Annotated in this window: 15 protein-coding genes; 4 read left to right on the plus strand and 11 right to left on the minus strand. The window is 64.2% G+C overall.

Annotated elements, in window-relative coordinates:
- Positions 1–30: 30 nt before the first annotated feature.
- On the minus strand, positions 31–2,976 hold the full coding sequence (glnE, locus tag HZR81_RS01825; RefSeq protein WP_500127167.1) for a bifunctional [glutamate--ammonia ligase]-adenylyl-L-tyrosine phosphorylase/[glutamate--ammonia-ligase] adenylyltransferase: 2,946 nt from the start codon (positions 2,974–2,976) through the stop codon (positions 31–33).
- A 271-nt stretch (positions 2,977–3,247) separates the two neighbouring features.
- On the opposite strand from glnE, the gene aceE reads away from it, so the two are divergent.
- A complete protein-coding gene (aceE, locus tag HZR81_RS01830; protein WP_063540924.1) occupies positions 3,248–5,896 on the plus strand; it encodes a pyruvate dehydrogenase (acetyl-transferring), homodimeric type in 2,649 nt (882 codons plus the stop codon).
- Positions 5,897–5,907: 11 nt separating this feature from the next.
- Positions 5,908–7,572, plus strand: coding sequence for a dihydrolipoyllysine-residue acetyltransferase (aceF, locus tag HZR81_RS01835; protein ID WP_500127168.1), 1,665 nt, complete (start codon positions 5,908–5,910; stop codon positions 7,570–7,572).
- A 111-nt stretch (positions 7,573–7,683) separates the two neighbouring features.
- Here the strand turns inward: aceF and HZR81_RS01840 are convergent, their stop codons facing one another.
- Positions 7,684–8,172, minus strand: a complete 489-nt coding sequence (locus tag HZR81_RS01840; protein ID WP_102838819.1) for a hypothetical protein — start codon at positions 8,170–8,172, stop codon at positions 7,684–7,686.
- Positions 8,173–8,322: 150 nt separating this feature from the next.
- Here HZR81_RS01840 and HZR81_RS01845 point away from each other — a divergent pair, with 150 nt between their 5' ends.
- Both HZR81_RS01845 and msrA read left to right on the plus strand, forming a co-directional pair.
- On the plus strand, positions 8,323–10,995 hold the full coding sequence (locus tag HZR81_RS01845; protein WP_458992196.1) for a sensor domain-containing protein: 2,673 nt from the start codon (positions 8,323–8,325) through the stop codon (positions 10,993–10,995).
- An 85-nt stretch (positions 10,996–11,080) separates the two neighbouring features.
- Positions 11,081–11,728: a peptide-methionine (S)-S-oxide reductase MsrA gene (msrA, locus tag HZR81_RS01850; RefSeq protein ID WP_063540787.1), complete on the plus strand. Its 648-nt coding sequence runs from the start codon at positions 11,081–11,083 to the stop codon at positions 11,726–11,728.
- 422 nt (positions 11,729–12,150) lie between these two features.
- Here msrA and HZR81_RS01855 read toward each other — a convergent pair whose 3' ends face one another.
- The 9 genes from HZR81_RS01855 to bioB form a co-directional block, all read right to left on the minus strand.
- A complete protein-coding gene (locus tag HZR81_RS01855) occupies positions 12,151–13,929 on the minus strand; it encodes an acyl-CoA dehydrogenase C-terminal domain-containing protein (protein ID WP_102838821.1) in 1,779 nt (592 codons plus the stop codon).
- A 138-nt stretch (positions 13,930–14,067) separates the two neighbouring features.
- Positions 14,068–15,357, minus strand: coding sequence for a GGDEF domain-containing protein (locus tag HZR81_RS01860; RefSeq protein WP_253749168.1), 1,290 nt, complete (start codon positions 15,355–15,357; stop codon positions 14,068–14,070).
- 159 nt (positions 15,358–15,516) lie between these two features.
- Entirely contained in the window at positions 15,517–17,322 is a 1,806-nt protein-coding gene (locus tag HZR81_RS01865; RefSeq protein ID WP_125919464.1) for a phenylacyl-CoA dehydrogenase, read from the minus strand.
- A 367-nt stretch (positions 17,323–17,689) separates the two neighbouring features.
- Complete coding sequence (locus tag HZR81_RS01870; RefSeq protein WP_048330057.1) at positions 17,690–17,938, minus strand: hypothetical protein; 249 nt, start codon at positions 17,936–17,938, stop codon at positions 17,690–17,692.
- A 64-nt stretch (positions 17,939–18,002) separates the two neighbouring features.
- A complete protein-coding gene (bioD, locus tag HZR81_RS01875; RefSeq protein ID WP_500127170.1) occupies positions 18,003–18,710 on the minus strand; it encodes a dethiobiotin synthase in 708 nt (235 codons plus the stop codon).
- Complete coding sequence (bioC, locus tag HZR81_RS01880; RefSeq protein ID WP_125870262.1) at positions 18,710–19,507, minus strand: malonyl-ACP O-methyltransferase BioC; 798 nt, start codon at positions 19,505–19,507, stop codon at positions 18,710–18,712. The genes bioD and bioC overlap by 1 nt, the downstream gene beginning before the upstream one ends.
- Positions 19,500–20,225 carry an alpha/beta fold hydrolase gene (locus HZR81_RS01885; RefSeq protein WP_017245461.1) on the minus strand — a complete coding sequence of 242 codons (726 nt, stop codon included), beginning with the start codon at positions 20,223–20,225 and terminating at the stop codon, positions 19,500–19,502. Before HZR81_RS01885 ends, bioC begins: the two co-directional genes overlap by 8 nt.
- Positions 20,218–21,396, minus strand: a complete 1,179-nt coding sequence (gene bioF / locus HZR81_RS01890; RefSeq protein ID WP_500127171.1) for an 8-amino-7-oxononanoate synthase — start codon at positions 21,394–21,396, stop codon at positions 20,218–20,220. The genes HZR81_RS01885 and bioF overlap by 8 nt, the downstream gene beginning before the upstream one ends.
- Before the next feature lie 106 nt (positions 21,397–21,502).
- Positions 21,503–22,558 (minus strand): biotin synthase BioB, encoded by a 1,056-nt coding sequence (gene bioB / locus HZR81_RS01895; protein ID WP_110775610.1) that lies wholly within the window; start codon positions 22,556–22,558, stop codon positions 21,503–21,505.
- Positions 22,559–22,564: the final 6 nt, after the last annotated feature.

A 22,564-nucleotide genomic window follows, 5' to 3' on the forward strand; every position in this document is an offset into this window, starting at 1 on the left:
TTCGATATTGCTCGGTAGCCCGACGCGGGCTCAGCTGAGCCCCAGCTCGCGCCAGATCCGCATGACTGCGCGACGCTCGTCGTGGAATTGGTCCCCACTCACCACTCCGGGCTGCTTCTGCAGTGATTGCCGGTGGGCCGCGGCACGGTACGCCTTGTAGACGTCCTGCAGCAGCCGCACCTCATCGCCGGTCATCAACCCGGCCTGCTCCAACCCATCGAGAATGCGGATGTTATCGGTATAGCGCAGCAGTTCGGGATGCTGGTGCGACCACGCCAAAGCCGCGTATTGCACCATAAATTCGATATCCACGATACCACCGGCGTCCTGCTTGAGATTGAACTCGGCAGCGGCGTCGAAGGCCTGCTCGGCGGTTCCCGCATGCGTCGCGCGGGTGCCGAGGTTGTCGCGCATCTTCGCGCGCATCTCGCTGACCTCGCGGCGCAGCGCCTCGAGATCGCGTTCGCGGCCCAGCACACCGGCGCGCACCCGTTCGAAGTCGGCCGTCAGCTGCGGGCAGCCGACCAGCACCCGCGCGCGCACCAACGCCTGGTGCTCCCAGGTCCAGGCCTCCTGGCTCTGGTAGCGCTCGAAGGCGCCCAGCGAGCTGACCAGTAGCCCGGAAGCGCCGGACGGGCGCAGCCGCATGTCCACTTCATAGAGCTGGCCGGAGGTGGTCTGGGTGGTGAGCAGGTGGATAATGCGCTGGCCCAGGCGAGTGAAGAACTGCGCGGTATCGATGGGCTTGGCGCCATTGGTCTCGGCGGCGGGGTCGCCGTCGTGGATGAACACCAGATCCAGATCCGAACCATGCCCGAGTTCGATGCCACCGACCTTGCCGTAACCGACGATGACGAACGCCGGATCGCAGAGCGTGCCATCGCTGCGCTGTGGCTGACCATGACGCGCGACGGTGTGGCGCCAGGCGAGGGTCAACACTTCCTGCAGGATCGCCTCCGCCAGCCAGGTCAGGTAGTCGCTGACCTTCATCAAGGGCAGCGTCCCGGCGATTTCCGAAGCGGCCACCCGCAGCCGGTGCGCCAGCTTGAAGTGCCGCAGCGCCTCCATCTGCTGCTCGAGGTCATCTTCGGGAATGCGCATCAGCCGTTCGCGCAGTTCAGCCGCCAGTTCCGGCGCCAGCGGCGGGCTGTACAGACGACCGGCGTTGAGCAGCTCGTCAAGCAACAGCGGGAAGCGTGCAATCTGCTCGGCGATCCACGGGCTGGCTGCGCAGAGCTCGAGCAAGCGCTGCAGCGCCCCGGGATTTTCAGTCAGCAGGACCAGGTAGGCCGAACGCCGGGCGACCGCTTCCACGAGCGGCAGTACGCGTTCGAGCACCAGATCCGGATCGTCCTGCTCGACGGCCTGCGCCAGCAGCCGTGGAATGAAGGCATCCAGACGCTCGCGGCCGAGACGCTGCATGGTGCGTACCTGGCTGGCGTTGCGCAGCGCGGCGAGCCGCTGACAGGCGCCCTGGCCATCACGGAAACCGGCCTCGGACAGCTGGCGGCAGGCGAACTCCTCGTCCCAGTCCTGCTCCCACAGCGGCAGCCATTCGCCGCCGACCAGCGCCTCGCCCTCGGCATTCTCGTCCTCATCCGGGTCGGCGATGACCTGGCGGAAATGCCAGTCGATGCGCCCGCGCCAGTACAGCAGTTGCTCATGGAAGGCCGCCCAACCGTCGAAGCCGAGCATGAACGCCACCCGCGCACAGTCCACCTCGTTGTCCGGCAGCATCTGCGTCTGACGGTCGGCGATCGCCTGCAGCGCATGCTCGGTATAGCGCAGGAATTCATAGCCTTCGCGCAGTTCGGCCACTGCCGCGGCCGGCAGATAACCCTGCCCCTCCAGGGTGGCCAGCACACCGAGCAACGGACGCTGCTGCAGGCTGAGATCGCGCCCTCCGTGGATCAGCTGGAAGGCCTGGGCGATGAATTCGACCTCGCGAATGCCACCGGCGCCCAGCTTGATGTTCGAAGCCATGCCCTTGCGCCGCACTTCCTGCTGGATCAGCTGCTTCATGGTGCGCAGCGCTTCGATGGCGGAGAAGTCCAGGTAACGCCGGTAGACAAAGGGTCGCAGCATTTCCAGCAGCTCCTTGCCGGCCTGCTGGTCGCCGCCGATGACCCGTGCCTTGATCATGGCGTAGCGCTCCCAGTCGCGCCCCTGATCCTGATAGTACTGCTCCAGCGCATTGAAGCTGTAGACCAGTGGTCCGGACGAGCCGTACGGACGCAGACGCATGTCGACTCGGAAGGCGAAGCCGTCGACGGTGATGGCGTCCAATGCCTTGATCAGCCGCTGACCAAGGCGGACGAAGAATTCCTGATTGTCCAGCGAGCGCTTGGCGCCGACGGTCTCGCCGCCCTCCGGATAGCCGAAGATCAGGTCGATGTCGGAGGACAGGTTCAGTTCATGGGCGCCCAGCTTGCCCATGCCGAGAATCACCATGTGCTGCGGGTTACCGCTGCGCCGGCCGGTGGGCACGCCGAATTGCTCGCAATGGCGGGTGTAGAGCCAGTGATAGGCCAGATCGACGCTGGCATCGGCCAGATCGGAGAGGTCGCGACAGGTTTCGGCCAGGGCCGCCTGGCGAGTCAGGTCGCGCCAGATGATGCGCACCTGCTGGCGGCTACGGAAGCGCCGTAGCGTCAACGCCAGCGTGTCTTCATTGTCACAGGCGGCGATCAGCTCGCTCAGCGCATCGCGCAGTTCGCCGGCTTCCAGCGACCGATCCAGCCAGCCCAGCTCGGCCAGCTGCAGCAGCATCTGTGGATCTCGGCTAACCTGTTCGCTGACGAAGTCGCTCGCCGCGCAGACCCGGGCGAACGCTTCGCCATGCTCGGTCAGCCAGGCGCGGCATCGTGCCGCAAGCGCTTCCGACAGGTTGCCGGCAGCCGCGAGGAACGACTCCTCGGCACGACTGACAAAAGGCAGGAGTGAGGGCGGCAATGCAACCAGCGACGGCAGACTCATTGGAAGGTTTCCTTCACAGCAGCGAATACGATGGACCGCGCGATTCAGAGCCTCGCAAGTACCTATTGCAGGGAAATGCCAGTGCCGCTGATCTGTAGTTTTACTACTAAAGAGTATTTCAGGGGGCTGATCCCGGCGCATTTTTGTAGTAAAACTACAGACGCCCGGCCCTACCCCCGGCACTCGTCCAAGAACATTACACGCACCGGCCCACAAAGCCGGTAGCGAACAGGCGACCGATTCTGGAAGCCTTTCCGCCATGGAGCAAGCCATGCAAGATCTCGATCCCGTCGAAACCCAGGAATGGCTGGACGCCCTCGAGTCCGTCCTCGACCGCGAGGGTGAAGAACGCGCTCACTACCTGATGACCCGGATGGGCGAACTGGCCACACGCAGCGGCACCCAGCTGCCCTACGCCATCACCACGCCGTATCGCAACACCATTCCCGTCACCCACGAAGCACGCATGCCCGGCGACCTGTTCATGGAACGCCGCATTCGCTCGCTGGTACGCTGGAATGCGCTGGCCATGGTCATGCGCACCAACCTGGCGGACCCGGACCTCGGCGGTCACATCTCCACCTTCGCCTCCAGCGCGACGCTGTACGACATCGGCTTCAACTACTTCTTCCAGGCACCGACCGAAGAGCACGGTGGCGACCTGATCTACTTCCAGGGCCACGCCTCGCCCGGCGTCTACGCCCGCGCCTTCCTCGAAGGCCGCATCAGCGAAGAGCAGCTGAACAACTTCCGCCGCGAAGTGGACGGCAACGGCCTGTCCTCCTATCCGCACCCCTGGCTGATGCCGGACTTCTGGCAGTTCCCCACCGTCTCCATGGGCCTCGGCCCAATCCAGGCGATCTACCAGGCCCGCTTCATGAAGTACCTGGAAGACCGCGGTTTCATCCCGGCCGGCAAGCAGAAGGTCTGGTGCTTCCTCGGCGACGGCGAGTGCGACGAGCCGGAATCCCTCGGCGCCATTTCCCTGGCCGGCCGCGAGAAGCTGGACAACCTGATCTTCGTCATCAACTGCAACCTGCAGCGCCTGGACGGCCCGGTGCGCGGCAACGGCAAGATCATCCAGGAGCTGGAAGGCAACTTCCGCGGCGCCAACTGGAACGTCAACAAGGTCATCTGGGGCCGCCTGTGGGACCCGCTGTTCGCCAAGGACGATGCCGGCCTGCTGCAGGCGCGCATGGACGAGGTGGTCGACGGCGACTACCAGAACTACAAGGCCAACGACGGCGCCTTCGTGCGCAAGCACTTCTTCGGCGCACGCCCCGAGCTGCTGAAGATGGTCGAGGACCTCTCCGACGAGGAAATCTGGAAGCTCAACCGCGGCGGCCATGACCCGTACAAGGTTTATGCGGCCTATCACCAGGCGGTGAACCACAAGGGCCAGCCCACCGTGATCCTGGCCAAAACCATCAAGGGTTACGGCACCGGCTCCGGCCAGGCGCAGAACATCGCGCATAACGTCAAGAAGGTCGACGTCGAGAGCCTCAAGCGCTTCCGCGACAGCTTCAACATCCCGATCCGCGACGAGGACCTGGAGAAGCTGCCGTTCTACAAACCCGAGGAGGACAGCGCCGAGGCCAAGTACCTGCGCCAGAAGCGCGAGGCCCTCGGTGGCTTCGTGCCGCAGCGCCGCACCAAGAGCTTCAGCATCCCGACGCCGCCGCTGGACACCCTCAAGGCCATCCTCGACGGCTCCGGCGATCGCGAGATCTCCACCACCATGGCCTTCGTCCGCGTACTGGCACAGCTGGTCAAGGACAAGGATCTGGGCTCGCGCATCGTGCCGATCATTCCGGACGAGGCGCGTACCTTCGGTATGGAAGGCATGTTCCGCCAGCTCGGCATCTACTCCTCGGTCGGCCAGCTGTATCAGCCGGTAGACAAGGACCAGGTGATGTTCTACCGCGAGGACAAGAAGGGTCAGATCCTCGAGGAAGGCATCAACGAGGCCGGCGCCATGTCCAGCTGGATTGCCGCGGCGACTGCCTACAGCAATCACAACCAGCCGATGCTGCCGTTCTACGTGTTCTATTCGATGTTCGGCTTCCAGCGCATCGGCGACCTGGCCTGGGCGGCTGGCGACAGCCGTGCACGCGGTTTCCTCATCGGCGGCACCGCCGGACGTACCACGCTCAATGGCGAAGGCCTGCAGCATGAGGACGGCCACAGCCATATCCTCGCCGCAACCATCCCCAACTGCCGCACCTATGACCCCACCTATGGCTACGAGCTGGCGGTGATCATCCGTGAAGGCATCCGCCAGATGACCGAAGAGCAGCAGAACATCTTCTACTACATCACCGTGATGAACGAAGCCTACCAGCAGCCGGCGATGCCGGAGGGCGTGGAAGAAGGCATCATCAAGGGCATGTACCTGCTCGAAGAAGACAAGATGGACGCCGCGCATCACGTCCAGCTGCTTGGTTCCGGCACCATCCTGCGCGAAGTGCGCGAGGCGGCGAAGATCCTCCGCGAAGACTACGGTGTCGCCGCCGACGTCTGGAGCGTGCCGAGCTTCAACGAACTGCGCCGCGACGGCCTGGCGGTGGATCGCTGGAATCTCCTGCACCCGCACGAGAAGCCACAGCAGTCCTACGTCGAACAGTGCCTGGCCGGCCGCAAGGGCCCGGTAGTGGCCTCCACCGACTACATGAAGCTGTTCGCCGACCAGATCCGCCAGTGGGTACCGAGCCGCGAATACCGCGTGCTGGGCACCGATGGTTTCGGCCGCAGCGATAGCCGCAAGAAGCTGCGTCATCACTTCGAAGTGGATCGCAACTGGGTCGTGCTGGCCGCGCTGGAGCAGCTGGTCGCACGTGGGGAGATGGAAGCCAAGGTGCTGGCCGAGGCCATCGTCAAGTTCGGTATCGATACCGACAAACCCAACCCGCTGGACTGCTGAGGAGCGAAGCCATGAGTGAACTGATTCGCGTACCCGACATCGGCAGCGGCGAAGGTGAAGTGATCGAGCTGTTCGTCAAGGTCGGCGACCGCATCGAAGCCGAACAGAGCCTGCTGACGCTGGAGTCGGACAAGGCCAGCATGGAGATTCCAGCACCCAAGGCGGGCGTCATCAAGGCGCTGAAGGTCAAGCTGGGCGACCGCCTGAAGGAAGGCGACGAACTGCTGGAGCTGGAAAGCGAAGGTGGCGAAGCCGCTGCCGAAGCACCCGCGGCGCCTGCCGCGGAGCCCGCGCAACCGAGCCAGGCGCCCGATGAAGCCGAAGCCACTGAAGCCCCTGCGGCCAGCGAAGCACCGGCCGCCGCAGGCGCCGAACAGAGCCAGGAGATCCGCGTGCCGGACATCGGCTCGGCCGGCAAGGCCAACGTCATCGAGATCATGGTCAAGGCGGGTGACTCGGTACAGGCCGAGCAGTCGCTGATCACCCTGGAATCGGACAAAGCCAGCATGGAGATTCCGTCTCCGGTGGCCGGCGTGGTAGAGAGCCTGGCGATCAAGCTGAACGACGAGGTCGGCACCGGTGATCTGATCCTGACCCTAAAGGTCCAGGGCGCGGCACCGGCCAAGCAGGCCGAGTCGACGCCAGCACCGAGTCCCGCCGAACCGGCCAAGGCCGCAAGCCCGGAACAAGCCGACCGCAAGCCGGCGCCAACCGCGCAGAGCGAAGCTCCACAGGCGGTCGGCGCACCGAGCCGCGACGGCGCCAAGGTGCATGCCGGCCCGGCCGTGCGCCAGCTGGCCCGCGAGTTCGGCGTCGAGCTGAGCGCGGTCGCCGGCAGCGGTCCGAAGGGACGCATCCTCAAGGAAGACGTGCAGCAGTATGTGAAGACCATGCTGCAGCAGGGTAAGGCCGAACCGACCGCGGCCGCGGCCGGTGGAGCCGGCATTCCGCCGATCCCGGCGGTGGACTTCAGCAAGTTCGGCGAGGTCGAGGAAGTCGCGATGTCGCGACTGATGCAGATCGGCGCCGCCAACCTGCATCGCAGCTGGCTGAACGTGCCGCACGTGACCCAGTTCGAGTCGGCCGACATTACCGAGCTGGAGGCCTTCCGCGTGGCGCAGAAGGCGGTGGCCGAGAAGGCTGGCGTCAAGCTCACCGTGCTGCCGCTGCTGCTCAAGGCCTGCGCGCACCTGCTCAAGGAGCTGCCGGACTTCAACAGTTCGCTGGCCCCGAGCGGCAAGGCGCTGATCCGCAAGAAGTACGTGCACATCGGCTTCGCCGTGGACACGCCGGACGGCCTGATGGTGCCGGTCATCCGCGACGTGGACAAGAAGAGCCTGCTGCAATTGGCTGGCGAAGCTGCCGAACTGGCGGACAAGGCACGCAACAAGAAGCTCTCGCCGGACGCCATGCAGGGCGCCTGCTTCACCATCTCCAGTCTCGGCCACATCGGCGGCACCGGCTTCACGCCGATCGTCAACGCGCCTGAGGTGGCGATTCTCGGTGTCAGCAAGGCCACCATGCAGCCGGTATGGGACGGCAAGGCCTTCCAGCCGCGCCTGATGCTGCCGCTGTCGCTGTCCTACGATCACCGAGTGATCAACGGCGCCGCGGCGGCGCGCTTCACCAAGCGCCTGTCCGAACTGCTGGAGGACATCCGCACGCTGCTGCTGTAACCGCTCGGGCTGAAGAAAAAAACGCCGCATTCTCTTCGAGGATGCGGCGTTTTTCTTTACCGGAGCCGTCTACGACTCAGCCCGACGGACGAACAATCTGCAGCGTCGGGTTCACCCCTTCTGCAGGTTTCGGATCAGATAGGACAGCGCCTTGGCAAGCTCCTCAGCACCCGCCGGGTCACGCTGGATCACCACCAGCGGCAAACCATCGGCCGGACTGTTGATCGCGCAACTGAAGCCCTGCGCCGGACATTGGTACTGGAGATAGGGGTCGAGCCCGAATACCGAAAGGCTGCGGTTGCGTACCGCTACGCCGCCGTTACTGCCACGCACCTCTTCGCGGATGCGGAGCTCGCCGGGCGTCGCCACGCTCAGCTCGTAGAGCACATCCTGGGGGTTGGGCTGACCGATCTGGAAACCGGCACGCAAGGCGTAGGTGCCGAGCAGCCCGTTGCTGTGTGCCAGCAAGGCCTGACGGTCGCTGCCGGTCAGATACAGCCGGCGCAGTTCGGCCAGATAGTTGGCCGATTCATCAGATGCGAACTCCACCGGTTCAGCAGCCTGAAGGGGTATCCCGAAGGTACAGAAAAGCGAGACCATCACTAACTTCGCAAGCCGACTTGTCAGTCCCTGTCGCATGATGCACCCTTGCCCGGAATTAATATTATTTAGCCATCGTCCTTCGCTGGAACGGCACCTGGAGCCCAGGCCAGCCCAACTCCGTGGAGCATACTGGAAGCCAGCCGCTCGATGAAAATACATACCGATGCCGCCAGCCGACTGGCGACCGAGGTTGTGACGCAGTTGCCAGTGCCATCACGGCTCGGCATGCTGCGCTTCGAGCGTTTGAACGAGCCGAGCTGGACACTGCTGTTTCTCGATCCGACCTGCGAACGTGCATTCGGAGTCAGCGCCGGTGACCTCTGCTCGCTGGTCGACTCGCCCTATGCCAGTCTCATGGAACCCAGCGCTCGCCACCAGCTGCACGAAGACATCCAGCAGCAGCTGGCCGGGCGCAATCACTATCAGGTCGGCTACCGGCTGCACACGCCTGACGGAGTCCTGGATATCACCGAGCTCGGCGAAGTTTGCCAGCAATACGGTCGCGAGCTACTTAGGGGATACCTGTTGGCCGGCCGACACCCCGAGTCGGATCATGACCTGAGAACGCAGAACGCCCGCTTGCGCATGGCACTGCAGGAGCATGAGCAGACCCAGGACGAGCATGTCGAGCACATGCTGCGCTCACGCACCCAGCAGAGCCTCATCGTCCGGCTGGCCAGGCACCGCTACGGCTCGGCCAACCCACAACTCGAAGCGGCACAGCTGATCACCCAGGCGGCCTGCGAAGTCTACGAGCTCAACCGTGCCGCGATCTGGCATCTGAGCGGAACGCGCCTGGAGCCGATCGCCTGCTACGCACGCATCAGCGATAGCTATGAAACCCTCGCGCCGCTCGAGCTGGCGCCTTTTCCCCGCTACTTGCAGGCGTTGCAGAGCGGTCGAGCAGTGGATGCACGGGACGTGCTGCAGGATCATCGAACCAGCGAACTCGGCGGACAGCTCTACGCGCCCCTGGGTACCCAGTCGATACTCGACGCCAGCATCCGAGTCGGCGGCGAGGTGGTTGGCGTGCTGAGCCTGCAACACGATGGCAATCCGCGAACCTGGCAAGCCGACGAGATTGCGTTCGCCGGCGAGCTGGCCGATCAGTACGCCCAGGTACTGGCCAACCAGCAGCGACTCAGTGCCACCCATATGCTCGGCCTGTTCCAGCGCGCCGTCGAGCAGAGTGCCAGCGCGTTCATTCTGGTCGACCGCGAAGGACGGGTGGAGTACGTCAATCCGGCCTTCACGACCATCAGCCAGTTCACCGAGTCCGAGGTTCGCGGTCAGCGTCTGGCAGACCTCAAAGCGCTGGAAAATCTCAGCGAGCTGCTGTTCGCCACGTCATCGGCACTGGCGCACAGCAACAGCTGGCAGGGCGAGTTCCGCTCGCGACGCAAGAACCTCGAGCCATACTGGGGCCAGCTGTCGATCTCCAAGGTCTTCAACGAGGACGGCATTCTCACCCACTACATTGGCATCTACGAAGACATCACCCGTAGCAAGCTGGCGCACCAGCACATCGAGCGCCTGGCCTACACCGACAATCTCACCAGCCTCGGCAATCGACCCTATTTCATCCGCAGCCTCGAAGAACGCTTCGCAGCCGGCGCCGAGCCGCGGCTCTGCCTCCTGCTCGTCGATATCGACAACTTCAAGCGGATCAACGACAGCCTTGGCCACCAGACCGGCGACAAGTTGCTCGCCAGCCTCGCCCGCCGCCTGCGCAACGGATTGAGCCAGCAGAGCGTACTGGCGCGTTTCGCCAGCAACGAGTTCGCCCTGATGTTCGATGAAATGGAGCTCGAGGAGGGAATTCGCCTTGCCGACCAGGTCTTGCACATCCTCGACAAGCCACTGTTCGTCGACAAACAGCTGATCAGCGTCAGTGGCTCGCTCGGTCTCGCCTGTTCGCCCGAGCATGGCCGCGATCCCGAGACGCTGATGAAGCATGCCGGGCAGGCACTGCACAAAGCCAAGGCCAACGGCAAGAATCAGGTACAGGTGTTTACCGAGGCGCTGCACGCCGAGGCCAACTACAAACTGTTCGTCGAGAACAACCTGCGCCGCGCGCTCATACAGAACGAGCTGGAGGTGTTCTATCAACCCAAGCTCTGCCTGCGCAGCGGTCGACTGCAGGGCCTGGAGGCACTACTGCGCTGGAACCATCCGGAAAAGGGCATGATCAGCCCGGATCAGTTCATCAGCGTTGCGGAAGAAACCGGCCTGATTATCCCCATTGGCAAATGGGTGGCGCGCGAAGCGTGCCGCATGGGTGTCCGGCTGTCGGCACTGGGGTTTGGCGCCCCTCAGGTGGCGATCAACCTGTCACCCAAGCAGTTCTCCGATCCCGACCTGCTCGGTTCGATCGCGACAATACTGCTCGAAGAGCAACTGCCACCTGCTCAGCTGGAACTGGAACTGACCGAGAGCCTGCTGCTCGATGCCACCGAGGAAACCCGCCAGCAGCTGCTCGGCCTGAAGGCGCTGGGGCTCACCCTGGCGATGGATGATTTCGGCACAGGGTATTCCTCGCTCAGCTACCTGAAGAAGTTTCCCATCGACGTCATCAAGATCGACCGAAGCTTCATCAAGGACATCCCGGGCAACCAGGATGACGTCGAGATCACTTCGGCAGTGATCGCCATGGCACGCAAGCTGAATCTGAAAGTCGTCGCCGAAGGCATCGAAACCGCCGAACAGCTAAGGTTCCTGCGCCAGCATCGCTGCGACATCGGCCAGGGCTACCTGTTCGACAGACCGATCTCCAGCAGCTCGCTGCACGAGGCGCTGCAGCGTTATCCCCACAATGCCTGAGCATGCCAGGCGACGCGCGACGCTTTCGCTGCCGCCCGGCCTTTTGTAGCCTACAAGTCCAGCTCACGCTCTGACCGAGGCCCGCATGTCCCTACGTTCGCAGATTCTGCTCAACAAACAGACATTGCCGACGGCCGAGCAGGCGTTGCCTGGCCGTTCGACACCGATGCCGGTTCCCGCTGCACACTATGTCAACGGGCACCCGCTGCAACCGCCCTTTCCCCAAGGCCTCGAGCAGGCCGTTTTCGCGATGGGCTGTTTCTGGGGGGCGGAGCGGAGATTCTGGGAACTGCCTGGCGTCTGGACGACGGCTGTCGGTTACGCTGGCGGCCCGACGCCCAATCCGACTTACGAAGAAGTCTGTTCCGGCCTGACCGGCCATACCGAAGCCGTGCTGGTAGTTTTCGATCCACAGATCATCGATTACGAAACACTGCTGCGGGTCTTCTGGGAATCGCACAACCCCACCCAGGGGATGCGTCAGGGCAACGATGTCGGCAGCCAGTACCGATCCGCGATCTTTTGCATGGACGAGCGTCAGCGGGGTGCAGCGGAGGCCAGTTGCGAGCGATTCCAGCGTGGCCTCAGCGCTGCCGGCTATCCCGCGATCACCACGGAAATTGCCGACGCTCCAGCTTTTTTCTATGCAGAGGCATACCACCAGCAATATCTGGCCAAGAATCCGGGGGGTTATTGCGGGCTGGGTGGAACAGGCGTGTGCCTGCCCGGCTGAAAGCGCCGAAGGGGCAGGTTAAGCCTCACCCCAAAAGAGGGCTCGCGCGCTTTGCCCATAGCACCATGGCTAAGCCACGGCGGCGCGGAAAAGAAAAACCCCGCCGAAGCGGGGCTCTGCAGACTGAATCCTGACATCCATGATCGCGTGCCGTCCTGGCACCGCTCCTTGTTGGTCCGTGTTGTTGATCCGCGCTTTCCTTGCGCAACGTCCCTATGCAGTAGAGTACCGCCGGGCCTCGTGAGCCAGTAGTAGCCATTTTGCATCACGCCCTGTAAGCCTTTTCCTACATCGCGTCATCCTTGACGCAATCCTGTAAGTCCAGGCTTACATGGCGCGAGTTTTATGACAGAAGGGGCGGCTTAATCGTTCCACGTCATGGCCAAATAATTTCAAATTGCCCTTAGATTAAGCCTCTCCACTCAGAATTGTGCCGCTTCGAGCAGGTACAGCGAATCGCTTCCTGCTTTGACCGAGGCAGTCAGCGAGTGGATGCGTGGCAACAGCCGGGCGAAGTAGAAGCGCGCCGTGCCCAGCTTGCTCTGATAGAAATCGCCCTCGCCCTGCTTGGCCAGTGCAACCGCCGCCATCCGCGCCCACATGTAGGCGTACGCGGTGTAGCCGAACACGTGCAGGTACTCGACCGAAGCGGCGCCGATCTCGTTCGGATTGGTCTTGGCCTGATCGATCACCCAGGCGGTCAGCTCGTCCAGGTTGTCCAGCGCAGCCTTGAGGGGCTCGGTGAACTCGCGCAGATCCGCACCGGCACTGGCGACGAACGCGCGGATCTCATCGACGAACGCCTGATACATGGTGCCGCCGCTGCCGACAATCTTGCGTCCGACCAGGTCCAGCGCCTGGATGCCGTTGGTGCCTTCGTAGATCTGGGTAATACGGCAGTCGCGCACCAGTTGCTCCTGGCCCCATTCGCGAATGAAGCCGTGGCCGCCGAACACCTGCTGACCGTGCACAGTGGTTTCCAATCCCATGTCGGTGAGGAAGGCCTTGGCCACCGGCGTCAGCAGCGCAACCTGCGCCTCGGCCCGCTGCCGTGCCGCTTCGTCGTCGCTGAACTTGGCGATATCGAGCTGCAGCGCGACGTAGCTGGAAAACGCACGCCCACCTTCGTTCAGGGCCTTCATGGTCAGCAGCATGCGCCGCACATCGGGATGCACGATGATGGGATCGGCGGCCTTGTCCTGCGCCACCGGGCCGGTCGGGGCACGGCTCTGGATGCGCTCGCGAGCGTATTCGATGGCGCTCTGGTAGGAACGCTCGCCAGTGGCCAAGCCCTGGATACCGACGCCCAGACGCTCGTAGTTCATCATGGTGAACATCGCCGCCAGACCCTTGTTGGGTTCGCCGACCATCCAGCCAGTGGCGCCGTCGAAGTTCATCACGCACGTCGCGGACGCCTGGATACCCATCTTGTGTTCGATCGATCCACAGGACAGCGAGTTGCGCTCGCCGAGCGAGCCGTCGTCATTGACCAGAACCTTCGGCACCAGGAACAGGGAGATGCCGCGCGAACCGGCCGGCGCATCCGGCAGCTTGGCCAGTACCAGATGGATGATGTTGTCGGTCAGGTCGTGCTCGCCGCCCGTGATGAAGATCTTGGTGCCGCTGACCTTGTAGGAGCCATCGGCCTGCGGCTCGGCCTTGGTGCGGATGATGCCGAGGTCGGTACCGGCATGCGGTTCGGTCAGGCACATGGAACCGGACCAGACGCCGGCGTACATGTTCGGCAGGTACTTCTGCTTCAGCTCTTCGCTGGCATGGGCGTAGATCGACAAGCAGGCGCCGGACGTCAGCATCGGATACAGACCGAACGCCAGGCTGGCGGAGTTCATCATCTCCTCCACCTGCGCCGAGATGACCTTGGGCATGCCCATGCCACCGAATGCCGGGTCACCACCGACACCCACCCAGCCACCTTCAGCGTACAGCTGATAGGCCTCGCGATAGCCGGCCGGTGTCGACACCGCACCGCCGTCCCAGCGGCAACCCTCTTCGTCACCACTGCGATTGAGCGGGGCGATGCTGTTGGCGGTGATCTTGCCGGCCTCTTCGAGGATCGCGTCGGCGGTTTCCGCGTCGACCACCTCGGCCAGGGCTGGCAGCGCCTGCCAGAGCTTCGGCGCATCGAAGACTTCATTCAGGACAAAACGCATGTCGCGCAGCGGCGCTTGGTAGTCAGCCATGGCAAGGTTCCTCGCAAGACACTGGGTTGCAGCCACTGTGGGCCGTTTCCAGCGAGTCTAACCGAACAACCAGGACAGGATTAAGCGTCTTTTTATGACCAGATAGTTTTGTGCGGTCATAAGCGAACCGCTACAGCCCTAACGCGAATGGCCGGCCATACGCACTGCGCCGCGCCCGCTGCCATGCACCCGAACGCAATTGCGTCCGGCCTTCTTGGCGCCATACAGCGCCTGATCGGCAGCCTTGATGACTTCCTCCGGGCTGCGTTGGTCGCCCTGCCGCTCGGCCACCCCGATACTGATGGTCACCGACACCTGCGCTGTCGATGAATGACCACGCGCCATACGTCCCTGGCGGTCATCCTTGGGCCGCTTGCTGGCGTCACGCAGTTGCAGGGCATACCCCTCAATCGCTTGGCGGACAGCCTCCAGGTGCGGCAGACACTGCTCGACGCTACGCCCCGGAAACACCAGAGTGAACTCCTCGCCACCGTAGCGATAGGCGCGCCCGCCACCACCGACCTTGCGTAGGCGGCTGGCCACCATTTTCAGGACCTGGTCGCCGACATCATGGCCATGGGTATCGTTGAAACGCTTGAAATGATCCACGTCCGCCATGGCCAGCACGTACTGCCGGCCGAGGCGCTGCAGTCGCTCGTTCAGCGCACGCCGCCCCGGCAGACCGGTCAGCTCGTCGCGAAAGGCCATGAGATAGGCTTCGTGAGCGATGGCCACGACCAGCATGAGCAGCACGTGGCTGCTGAGGATATTCAGTGCGGCGATGCGACTGAACGTCTGGGGCAGCATCAGCAGCAAGGCGATCAGCGCGACGATCTGCGCCGCATGTGAAGGCCTGGGCTGCCGCAGGTACTGCACCACCAGCAACGCCAGCGCAACGATGAAAGCGGGATAGGCCAGCTGGATGAGCGGCAGCCAATCGGCCTGCAGCGATGGCCAGCGGATCACCACCAGCCAGGCGTGCAGCGCCTCCGGAAATCGCTTCGCCAACGCGACCGCAACGACGCCCAGGGCAAACAGCACCGCCGCCCGGGCCAGACCATCCTGTGCCAGGTGGCTGCGCTCTCGCCACAGGCCATACAAGCCATATAAAAGCGGTAGCAACAGACTGCACAGATGGAACGTCAGCGCCGCGTCGTCCAGCAATCTGCCATGGGCCCGGTAATAGTCAGCGTGAGTGTCGAGCAGGAAATAGACGATATAGACGCACAGCAGCAGGAACAGCTCGCGAATGCGGCCGTACATCGCGCACAGCGCCCCACCGAGCAGCAACAGTACCGTCGGCAGCACGTTGTACAGCGAAGTGAAGAACTCGTTCAGCACGACCTGGCGTGCGACCACCTCACCGCCTAGCAGCAATGCCAGCGGTGCGAGGAAATGGCCGAAGCGAGGCGAATAGGAGCGCGACACGAGGATTCCGGCGCAGCCGAGAAAAGCTGGCATTTTGCCTTAACGGTCGCGGTTGTGCAGCCAAAAGGTCGCGAAACCGCAACCGCTTGGTAAACCGACAATGGCACGGCGCAAAAAAAAGCCGCTGCGAATGCAGCGGCTTTCTTCAGCAGCAACCGATCAGTAGCCGAGGGCGAAATCTTCCTCGGCCATCTGCATCAGGTTGTCGGCGCCGGACAGCATGGCGTCCACATGGGTACGGGTACGTGGCAGGATGCGTGCGAAGTAGAAGCGGGCAGTCTGCAGCTTGGCCTTGTAGAAGCCCTCTTCCTCGGTACCGGCCGCCAGCTTCTCAGCTGCTACGCGCGCCATGTCGGCCCAGAAGTAGGCCAGGCATGCATAGCCGGAGTACATCAGATAGTCGACCGATGCGGCACCGACTTCCTCGCGGTTCTTCATGGCGGCCATACCGACCTTCATGGTCAGCTCGCCCCATTCCTTGTTCAGCTTGGCCAGCGGCTCGACGAATTCCTTGACGGTATCGTTGCCTTCATTGGCCTGGCAGAACTTGTGCACGATCTTGGTGAAGCCCTTGAGCGCCTCGCCCTGAGTCATCAGCACCTTGCGGCCGAGCAGGTCGAGCGCCTGGATGCCGGTGGTGCCTTCATACAGGCAGGAGATGCGGCTGTCGCGCACGTTCTGCTCCATGCCCCACTCGGCGATGAAGCCGTGGCCACCGTAGATCTGCACGCCGTGGTTGGCCGCTTCGAAGCCGACTTCGGTCATGAACGCCTTGGCGATCGGGGTGAGGAAGGCCAGCATGGCGTCAGCCGCCTTGCGCTGCTCCTCGTCCTGGCTGCGCTGCATCACGTCGACCTGCTTGGCGGCGAAGTAGAGCATGGCGCGGTTGCCTTCGGCGAAGGCCTTCATGGTCAGCAGCATGCGGCGCACGTCCGGATGCACGATGATCGGGTCGGCGGCCTTTTCCGGAGCCTTGGGGCCGGTCAGCGAACGCATCTGCAGACGCTCACGGGCGTACTTGATGCCGCCCTGGAAGGCCACTTCGGCGTGGGCCAGGCCCTGCAGCGCGGTACCCAGGCGCGCGGTGTTCATGAAGGTGAACATGCAGTTCAGCCCCTTGTTCGGCGGGCCGATCAGGAAGCCAGTGGCGCCATCGAAGTTCATCACGCAGGTGGCGTTGCCGTGGATACCCATCTTGTGCTCGATGGAGCCGCAGGACACGCCGTTGCGCTCGCCCGCCTCGCCTTCGGCGTTCGGCAGGAACTTCGGCACGATGAACAGGGAGATCCCCTTGGTACCGGCAGGGGCGTCGGGCAGGCGGGCCAGTACGATGTGGACGATGTTCTCGGCCATGTCGTGCTCGCCAGCGGAGATGAAGATCTTGGTGCCGGTGACCTTGTAGCTGCCGTCGGCCTGCGGCTCGGCCTTGGTGCGCAGCATGCCCAGGTCGGTACCGCAGTGCGGCTCGGTCAGGCACATGGTGCCGGTCCACTGGCCGGATACCAGCTTGGTCAGGTAGGTCTGCTGCTGCTCGGGAGTCCCGTGGGCATGCAGGGTGTTCATGGCGCCGTGGGACAGGCCGGGGTACATGCCCCAGGACCAGTTGGCTTCACCGATCATTTCACTCATGGCCATGCCGAGAGACTCCGGCAGGCCCTGGCCGCCGTGCTCGACGTCGTGGGCCAGGCTCGGCCAGCCGCCTTCGACGAACTGCTGATAGGCCTCCTTGAAGCCGGTCGGCGTCTTCACGCCGGACTCGCTCCAGGTACAGCCCTCGGTATCGCCGACGCGGTTCAGCGGTGCCAGCACCTGCTCACAGAACTTCGCGCCTTCATCGAGAATGGCATTGACCATGTCCGGGGTGGCGTCTTCACATCCCGGGAGGCTCTGATAGTGCGCCTCGTAGCCGAGCAGCTCGTCACGTACGAAGCGGATATCGCGCAAGGGGGCCTTGTAATCGGGCATAGCGTAAACCTCAGCGGTGAGTTCTTGTTGCAGCTGACCGGCAAGTCCGGCCATTCGAATTCGATTCCGACCGTCGGACGATACGCCCGACGGGTCAAACAGGCGTTTGAAACATACGTTTCGACCTGAGCGATGTCAAGCAGGGGAAGGGTCGCCATCGATCGGCTGAATCGGCCAGATTACGGGCACAGTCGCACCGGCCTCGACGCCAGGCAAGGCAGATGGGTCTACTGGAAATGCATTGTTGCAATCACTTGTCGGGGTGGCGTAAGCGATGGCGAGCCAGACAACGAGCGTGGAAACAGCCGAACAGGCGCCTGGCAGAGCGGCGCGCTCGCAGCAAGAGAATGGGGAGCGGGAAGCTCGATCAGGCCTGAGTGTCGATCAGCGTACCGAGCACTTCGTCGGCGCTCTGGATCATGCGGGTGCCGAGTTTGGCAGTGTGCTCGCCGACCTTCAGCTGGATCAGCTCTTCGGTGAGATCGGCGACCGCCTGGGAATTGCCCAGCGCGGGCGCACTGGCGGAGGCGATGCTGGATGCGGCCTGCTCGACGCGCTGCTGACCGTTCTGGAAGGCGCTCAGTCCGGCGCCCATGAGGCTGTTGGTGATCTGCATGGCTCGCTCCGAGCGCTATCAGGTAGCCATCATTCAAGCAGATGCCGGTTGCGCCGACAAGGCGCTAGGTCGTGGAACCTCGACCGCTCGGCAGTTGCAGGGCGCCGAGCGACAGATGGCGGGCGACCTGCTGAGCATCTGGCTGGTCCAGACGCGGCACACGGCCAAGACAGGGCGCTGGCAGCAGCTCGACCAGCGTCGCCAGATTCTCCTCCAGACGCGAGGTTGCCAGGTCAACGATGTTGGCCACCCAGCCGGCCAGTACCAGCCCATCCCGGGCAATCGCCTCGGCACTGAGCACGGCGTGATTGATGCACCCGAGCCGCACGCCGACCACCAGGATCACCGGCAAACCCAGTGCCTGCACAACCGCCGAAAGGCTTTCCCGCGCGTTGAGCGGCACACGCCAGCCACCCGCACCTTCCACCAGGGTGAAATCGGCATGCCCCGCCAACACCGGACGTATCACCTGAACCAGGCGTTCGGCGCTCAGCTCGACACCGGCTTCACGAGCGGCGATATGCGGCGCGATCGCCGGCGCGAAGGCGAACGGGTTGACCGCCGCGTATTCCAGCGCCGGGCTGCATTCGGCCTGCAGCGCCAGCGCATCGCTGTTGCGCAAGCCGGCGTCGGTCAGCTCGCAGCCAGAAGCGATCGGCTTGATCGCCGCGGTGGACAACCCCTGTGAGCGCGCGGCATGCAAAAGGCCGGCGGCAATGGTGGTTTTGCCGACGTCGGTATCGGTGCCGGCGATGAAGAAGGCGCGACTCATCATGGTTCCTTACGCAGAATCCCGTAGACGACCTGATAGGTGGCGGGCAGCCCCTCGGCCTGGCGGTAGCGCTCGTAGGCGTCGACCAGAGCTCGGATGCGCGCGCGACCGGTCAGCCCGTCCGGACGACCGGGATTGAGGTTGTGCGCGCCGAGCGCCTTGAGTTCGTGGGTCAGCTGACGCAGATCGGCAAAATGCAGCACCTCGGGGCGAACCTCGAGGCCGAGCAGTTGCAGACCGCTGTCCCGGCAGAGTCGTTGGTAGGTGTCCAGGGTGCGAAAACGGTTGACGTGGGTAAAACCGTCCACCGCCTGCCAGCTGTCACGCAGCTCCTGCAGGGTACCCACACAGAGGCTGCTGAAGGCAAAGGTGCCGCCTCGGCGAAGCACCCGTCGCGCCTCGCCGAGCACGCTGGCGAAATCTTCGCACCACTGCAGGGCCAGGCTGGAAAAGATCAGGTCCAGGCCAGCATCGCGCAGCGGCAGGCGTTCGGCGTCGCCAGCCACGAAATACCGCGCGCCTCCCTGCGGCCGGGCATGGCGCAGCATTCCTTCGGCGATATCCAGTGCGACACCCTCGGCGTGCACGAAGCGGCTTCCCAGCACGCGAGAGAAATAGCCGGTGCCGCTACCCAGATCGAGCCAGCTGGCGACCTGCAGATCGGCGGGCAGCCGCGCCAGCAGCTGGTTGCCGACCTGCCGCTGCAGGGCCGCGACGCTGTCGTAGCTGGCCGCCGCGCGAGAAAAGGACGCGGCGACCTGGCGCTTGTCCGGCAACAGGGTGGTGCTGTCAGTCATCCTCGCCCTCACCCATGAAGGCCAGCATGGCCGTCGCCACGTCTTCCGCGCGTTCCAGCGGCAAACCATGGCTGGCATTGGCCAGCACATCGACCTCCACATCCGGCAGGCAGGCCAGCAAGGCGTCGGCCGCGGCCGCCGGTACCAACGCATCGCTGCCGGCGAACAGGTGCAGCTGCGGCCCGACATAGCGCTGCAGCGCCGCGCGCCCGTCCAGTTCGGCGAGCAGGCGCAGACCCGCGGCCGACACCGCCTGCGGCTGATCCAGCAGGCTCACCTGCAATTGCCGGGCAAGGGTGCGTGGATCGTAGGCGCCGCGACTGCAGAGCAAACTGAAGCGCTTGAGCGTGTCGTCCGGGCCGAGGCGGAAGGCTTCCTCGAAGGCATCGAACACTTCCGCTTGCATGGCCGTCGGCCAGTCGTCGCGACTGCGAAAGCAGGGGTTGCTGCAGATGGTGATCAGGCCGGGGCAGCTGTCGCCGCGGCGCGCGGCCAGTTGCGTGGCCAGCATGCCGCCCAGCGACCAGCCGGCCAACCAGCTGTCAGGCGGCACTCGCGCATCCAGTTCGTCAAGCCAGGCGCCGGATTGCGGTTGCGTTGGCAGCAACGCGATCTCGACCTGCAACCGCGGTTCACGCTCGCGCAGCAGTTCGGCCAGGGGTTCCAGCGCCGCCGGGCCGAACGCCCAGCCGGGTAGCAGAATCAGTCGATCACGCATCGTCGCACTCCTCGGGCAACAGAGCCCAGCACTCGGCCAGCGCCTCCAGCAGGCGCTCGAGCTGCGCATCGCTGTGGCTCGCGGTGAGGGTAATCCGCAGTCGCGCGCTACCGGCCGGAACGGTCGGCGGACGTATGGCGCCGACCAGGATGCCGCGCTCGCGCAGCAAGGCCGACAACCTCAGCGCCCGCGCACTGCTGCCCACCAGCACCGGCTGGATCGGCGTCGGGCTGGCCATCAGCGTCAGGCCGATCTGCGCCGCGCCGGCGCGAAAGCGCGCGACCAGTCGGTTCAGCTGGTCTCTGCGCCAGCCCTCGCTGCGCAGCAGCTCCAGGCTTTTCAGTGTGGCACAGGCCACCGCTGGCGGCTGGCTGGTGGTATAGATGTAGGGACGCGCGAACTGGATCAGCGTTTCGATCAGCTCCTCGCTGCCGGCGACGAAGGCGCCCGCGGTACCGAAGGCCTTGCCGAGGGTGCCGACCAACACCGGCACCTCGTCGATCCCGAGGCCGAAATGCTCGGCGATGCCGCCGCCGGTGGCGCCCAGCGGGCCGAAGCCGTGGGCATCGTCGACCATCACCCAGGCGCCATGTCGCTTCGCCTCGGCGCAGAGCGCCGGCAGGTCGGCGAGGTCGCCATCCATGCTGAACACGCCATCGGTGACCACCAGGGTGTTGCCGCTGGCCTTTTCCAGCCGCTTGGAGAGGCTGCTCGCGTCGTTATGCAAATAGCGAGAGAAGCGCGCACCACTGAGCAGACCGGCATCGAGCAGGGAGGCGTGATTGAGGCGATCCTCCAGCACCGTGTCGCCCTGCCCGACCAGCGCGGTCACCGCCGCCAGATTGGCCATGTAGCCGGTGGAGAACAACAGCGCACGCGGCCGGCCGGTGAACTCGGCGAGCGCCTCCTCCAACTGGTGATGCGGCGTGCTGTGACCGATCACCAGATGCGAGGCACCGCCGCCCACGCCCCAGGTCGCGGCGCCCTGCTGCAGCGCCGCGATCACCTCGGGATGGTTGGCAAGGCCCAGGTAGTCGTTGGAGCTGAACGCCAGCAGGCGTTCACCGTCGACCGTCACCTCAGGCCCTTGCGGACTCTGCAGCAGCGGACGCCGGCGGTAGAGGTGCTCGGCACGACGGGCGGCGAGGCGGGAAGCGAGATCGAATGTCATGGCAGGAACCGGAGACGGTGAACAACCGCAAGCGGGCCGTCACTGCGAAGAAACCAGAGCAGGCACCGGGAGGACGAACGCGACGCTCATCCCCCCGGCGAGAAGATCAGACCGCGGCGTTGTAGAACAGCTTGCTGTCGCGCTGCTCGATCAGCGCCTGCTCGATGGCTGCCTGGTGCACCTCGTCGGCGTGCTCCTGACGTTCTTCCGGCTTGATGCCCAGACGCGCGAACAGCTGCATGTCCTTGTCCGCCTGCGGGTTGGCGGTGGTCAGCAGCTTCTCGCCGTAGAAGATCGAATTGGCACCCGCGAAGAAGGCCAGGGCCTGCATCTGCTCGTTCATCTGTTCACGCCCGGCCGACAGACGCACATGGGATTTCGGCATCATGATCCGCGCCACGGCGAGCATGCGGATGAAGTCGAACGGATCGACGTCCTGTTCCTCGGCCAGCGGCGTGCCCTTGACCTTGACCAGCATGTTGATCGGCACCGACTCCGGGTGCTCCGGCAGGTTCGCCAGCTGGATCAGCAGGCCGGCGCGATCGTCCAGCGACTCACCCATGCCGAGGATGCCGCCCGAGCAGATCTTCATCCCCGCCTCGCGCACGTAGCTCAGCGTCTCCAGACGCTCGGCGTAGGTGCGGGTGGTGATGATGTTGCCGTAGAACTCCGGCGAGGTATCCAGGTTGTGGTTGTAGTAGTCCAGGCCCGCAGCGGCCAGGGCGCGGGTCTGCTCCTGATCCAGCTTGCCGAGAGTCATGCAGGTTTCCAGGCCCATCGCCTTGACGCCCTCGACCATCTTCAGCACGTAGGGCATGTCCTTGGCTGACGGATGCTTCCAGGCCGCGCCCATGCAGAAGCGCGTCGAGCCGATGGCCTTGGCCTCGGCTGCGGCCTCCAGCACCTTCTGCACTTCCATCAGTTTCTCTTTATCGAGACCGGTGTTGTAGTGACCGGACTGCGGGCAGTACTTGCAGTCTTCCGGGCAGGCGCCGGTCTTGATCGAGAGCAGCGTGGAAACCTGAACACGATTGGCGTCGAAGTGCTGGCGATGCACGGTCTGCGCCTGGAACAGCAGGTCGTTGAAGGGTTGCTCGAAGAGCGCCTTGACCTCGGCGAGGGACCAGTCGTGGCGGGTAACGGAAGCGGAGGTGGCGCTCATGGGCAT

This window comes from Pseudomonas sp. LM13 (assembly GCF_041381355.1).
Classification (GTDB): domain Bacteria; phylum Pseudomonadota; class Gammaproteobacteria; order Pseudomonadales; family Pseudomonadaceae; genus Stutzerimonas; species Stutzerimonas frequens.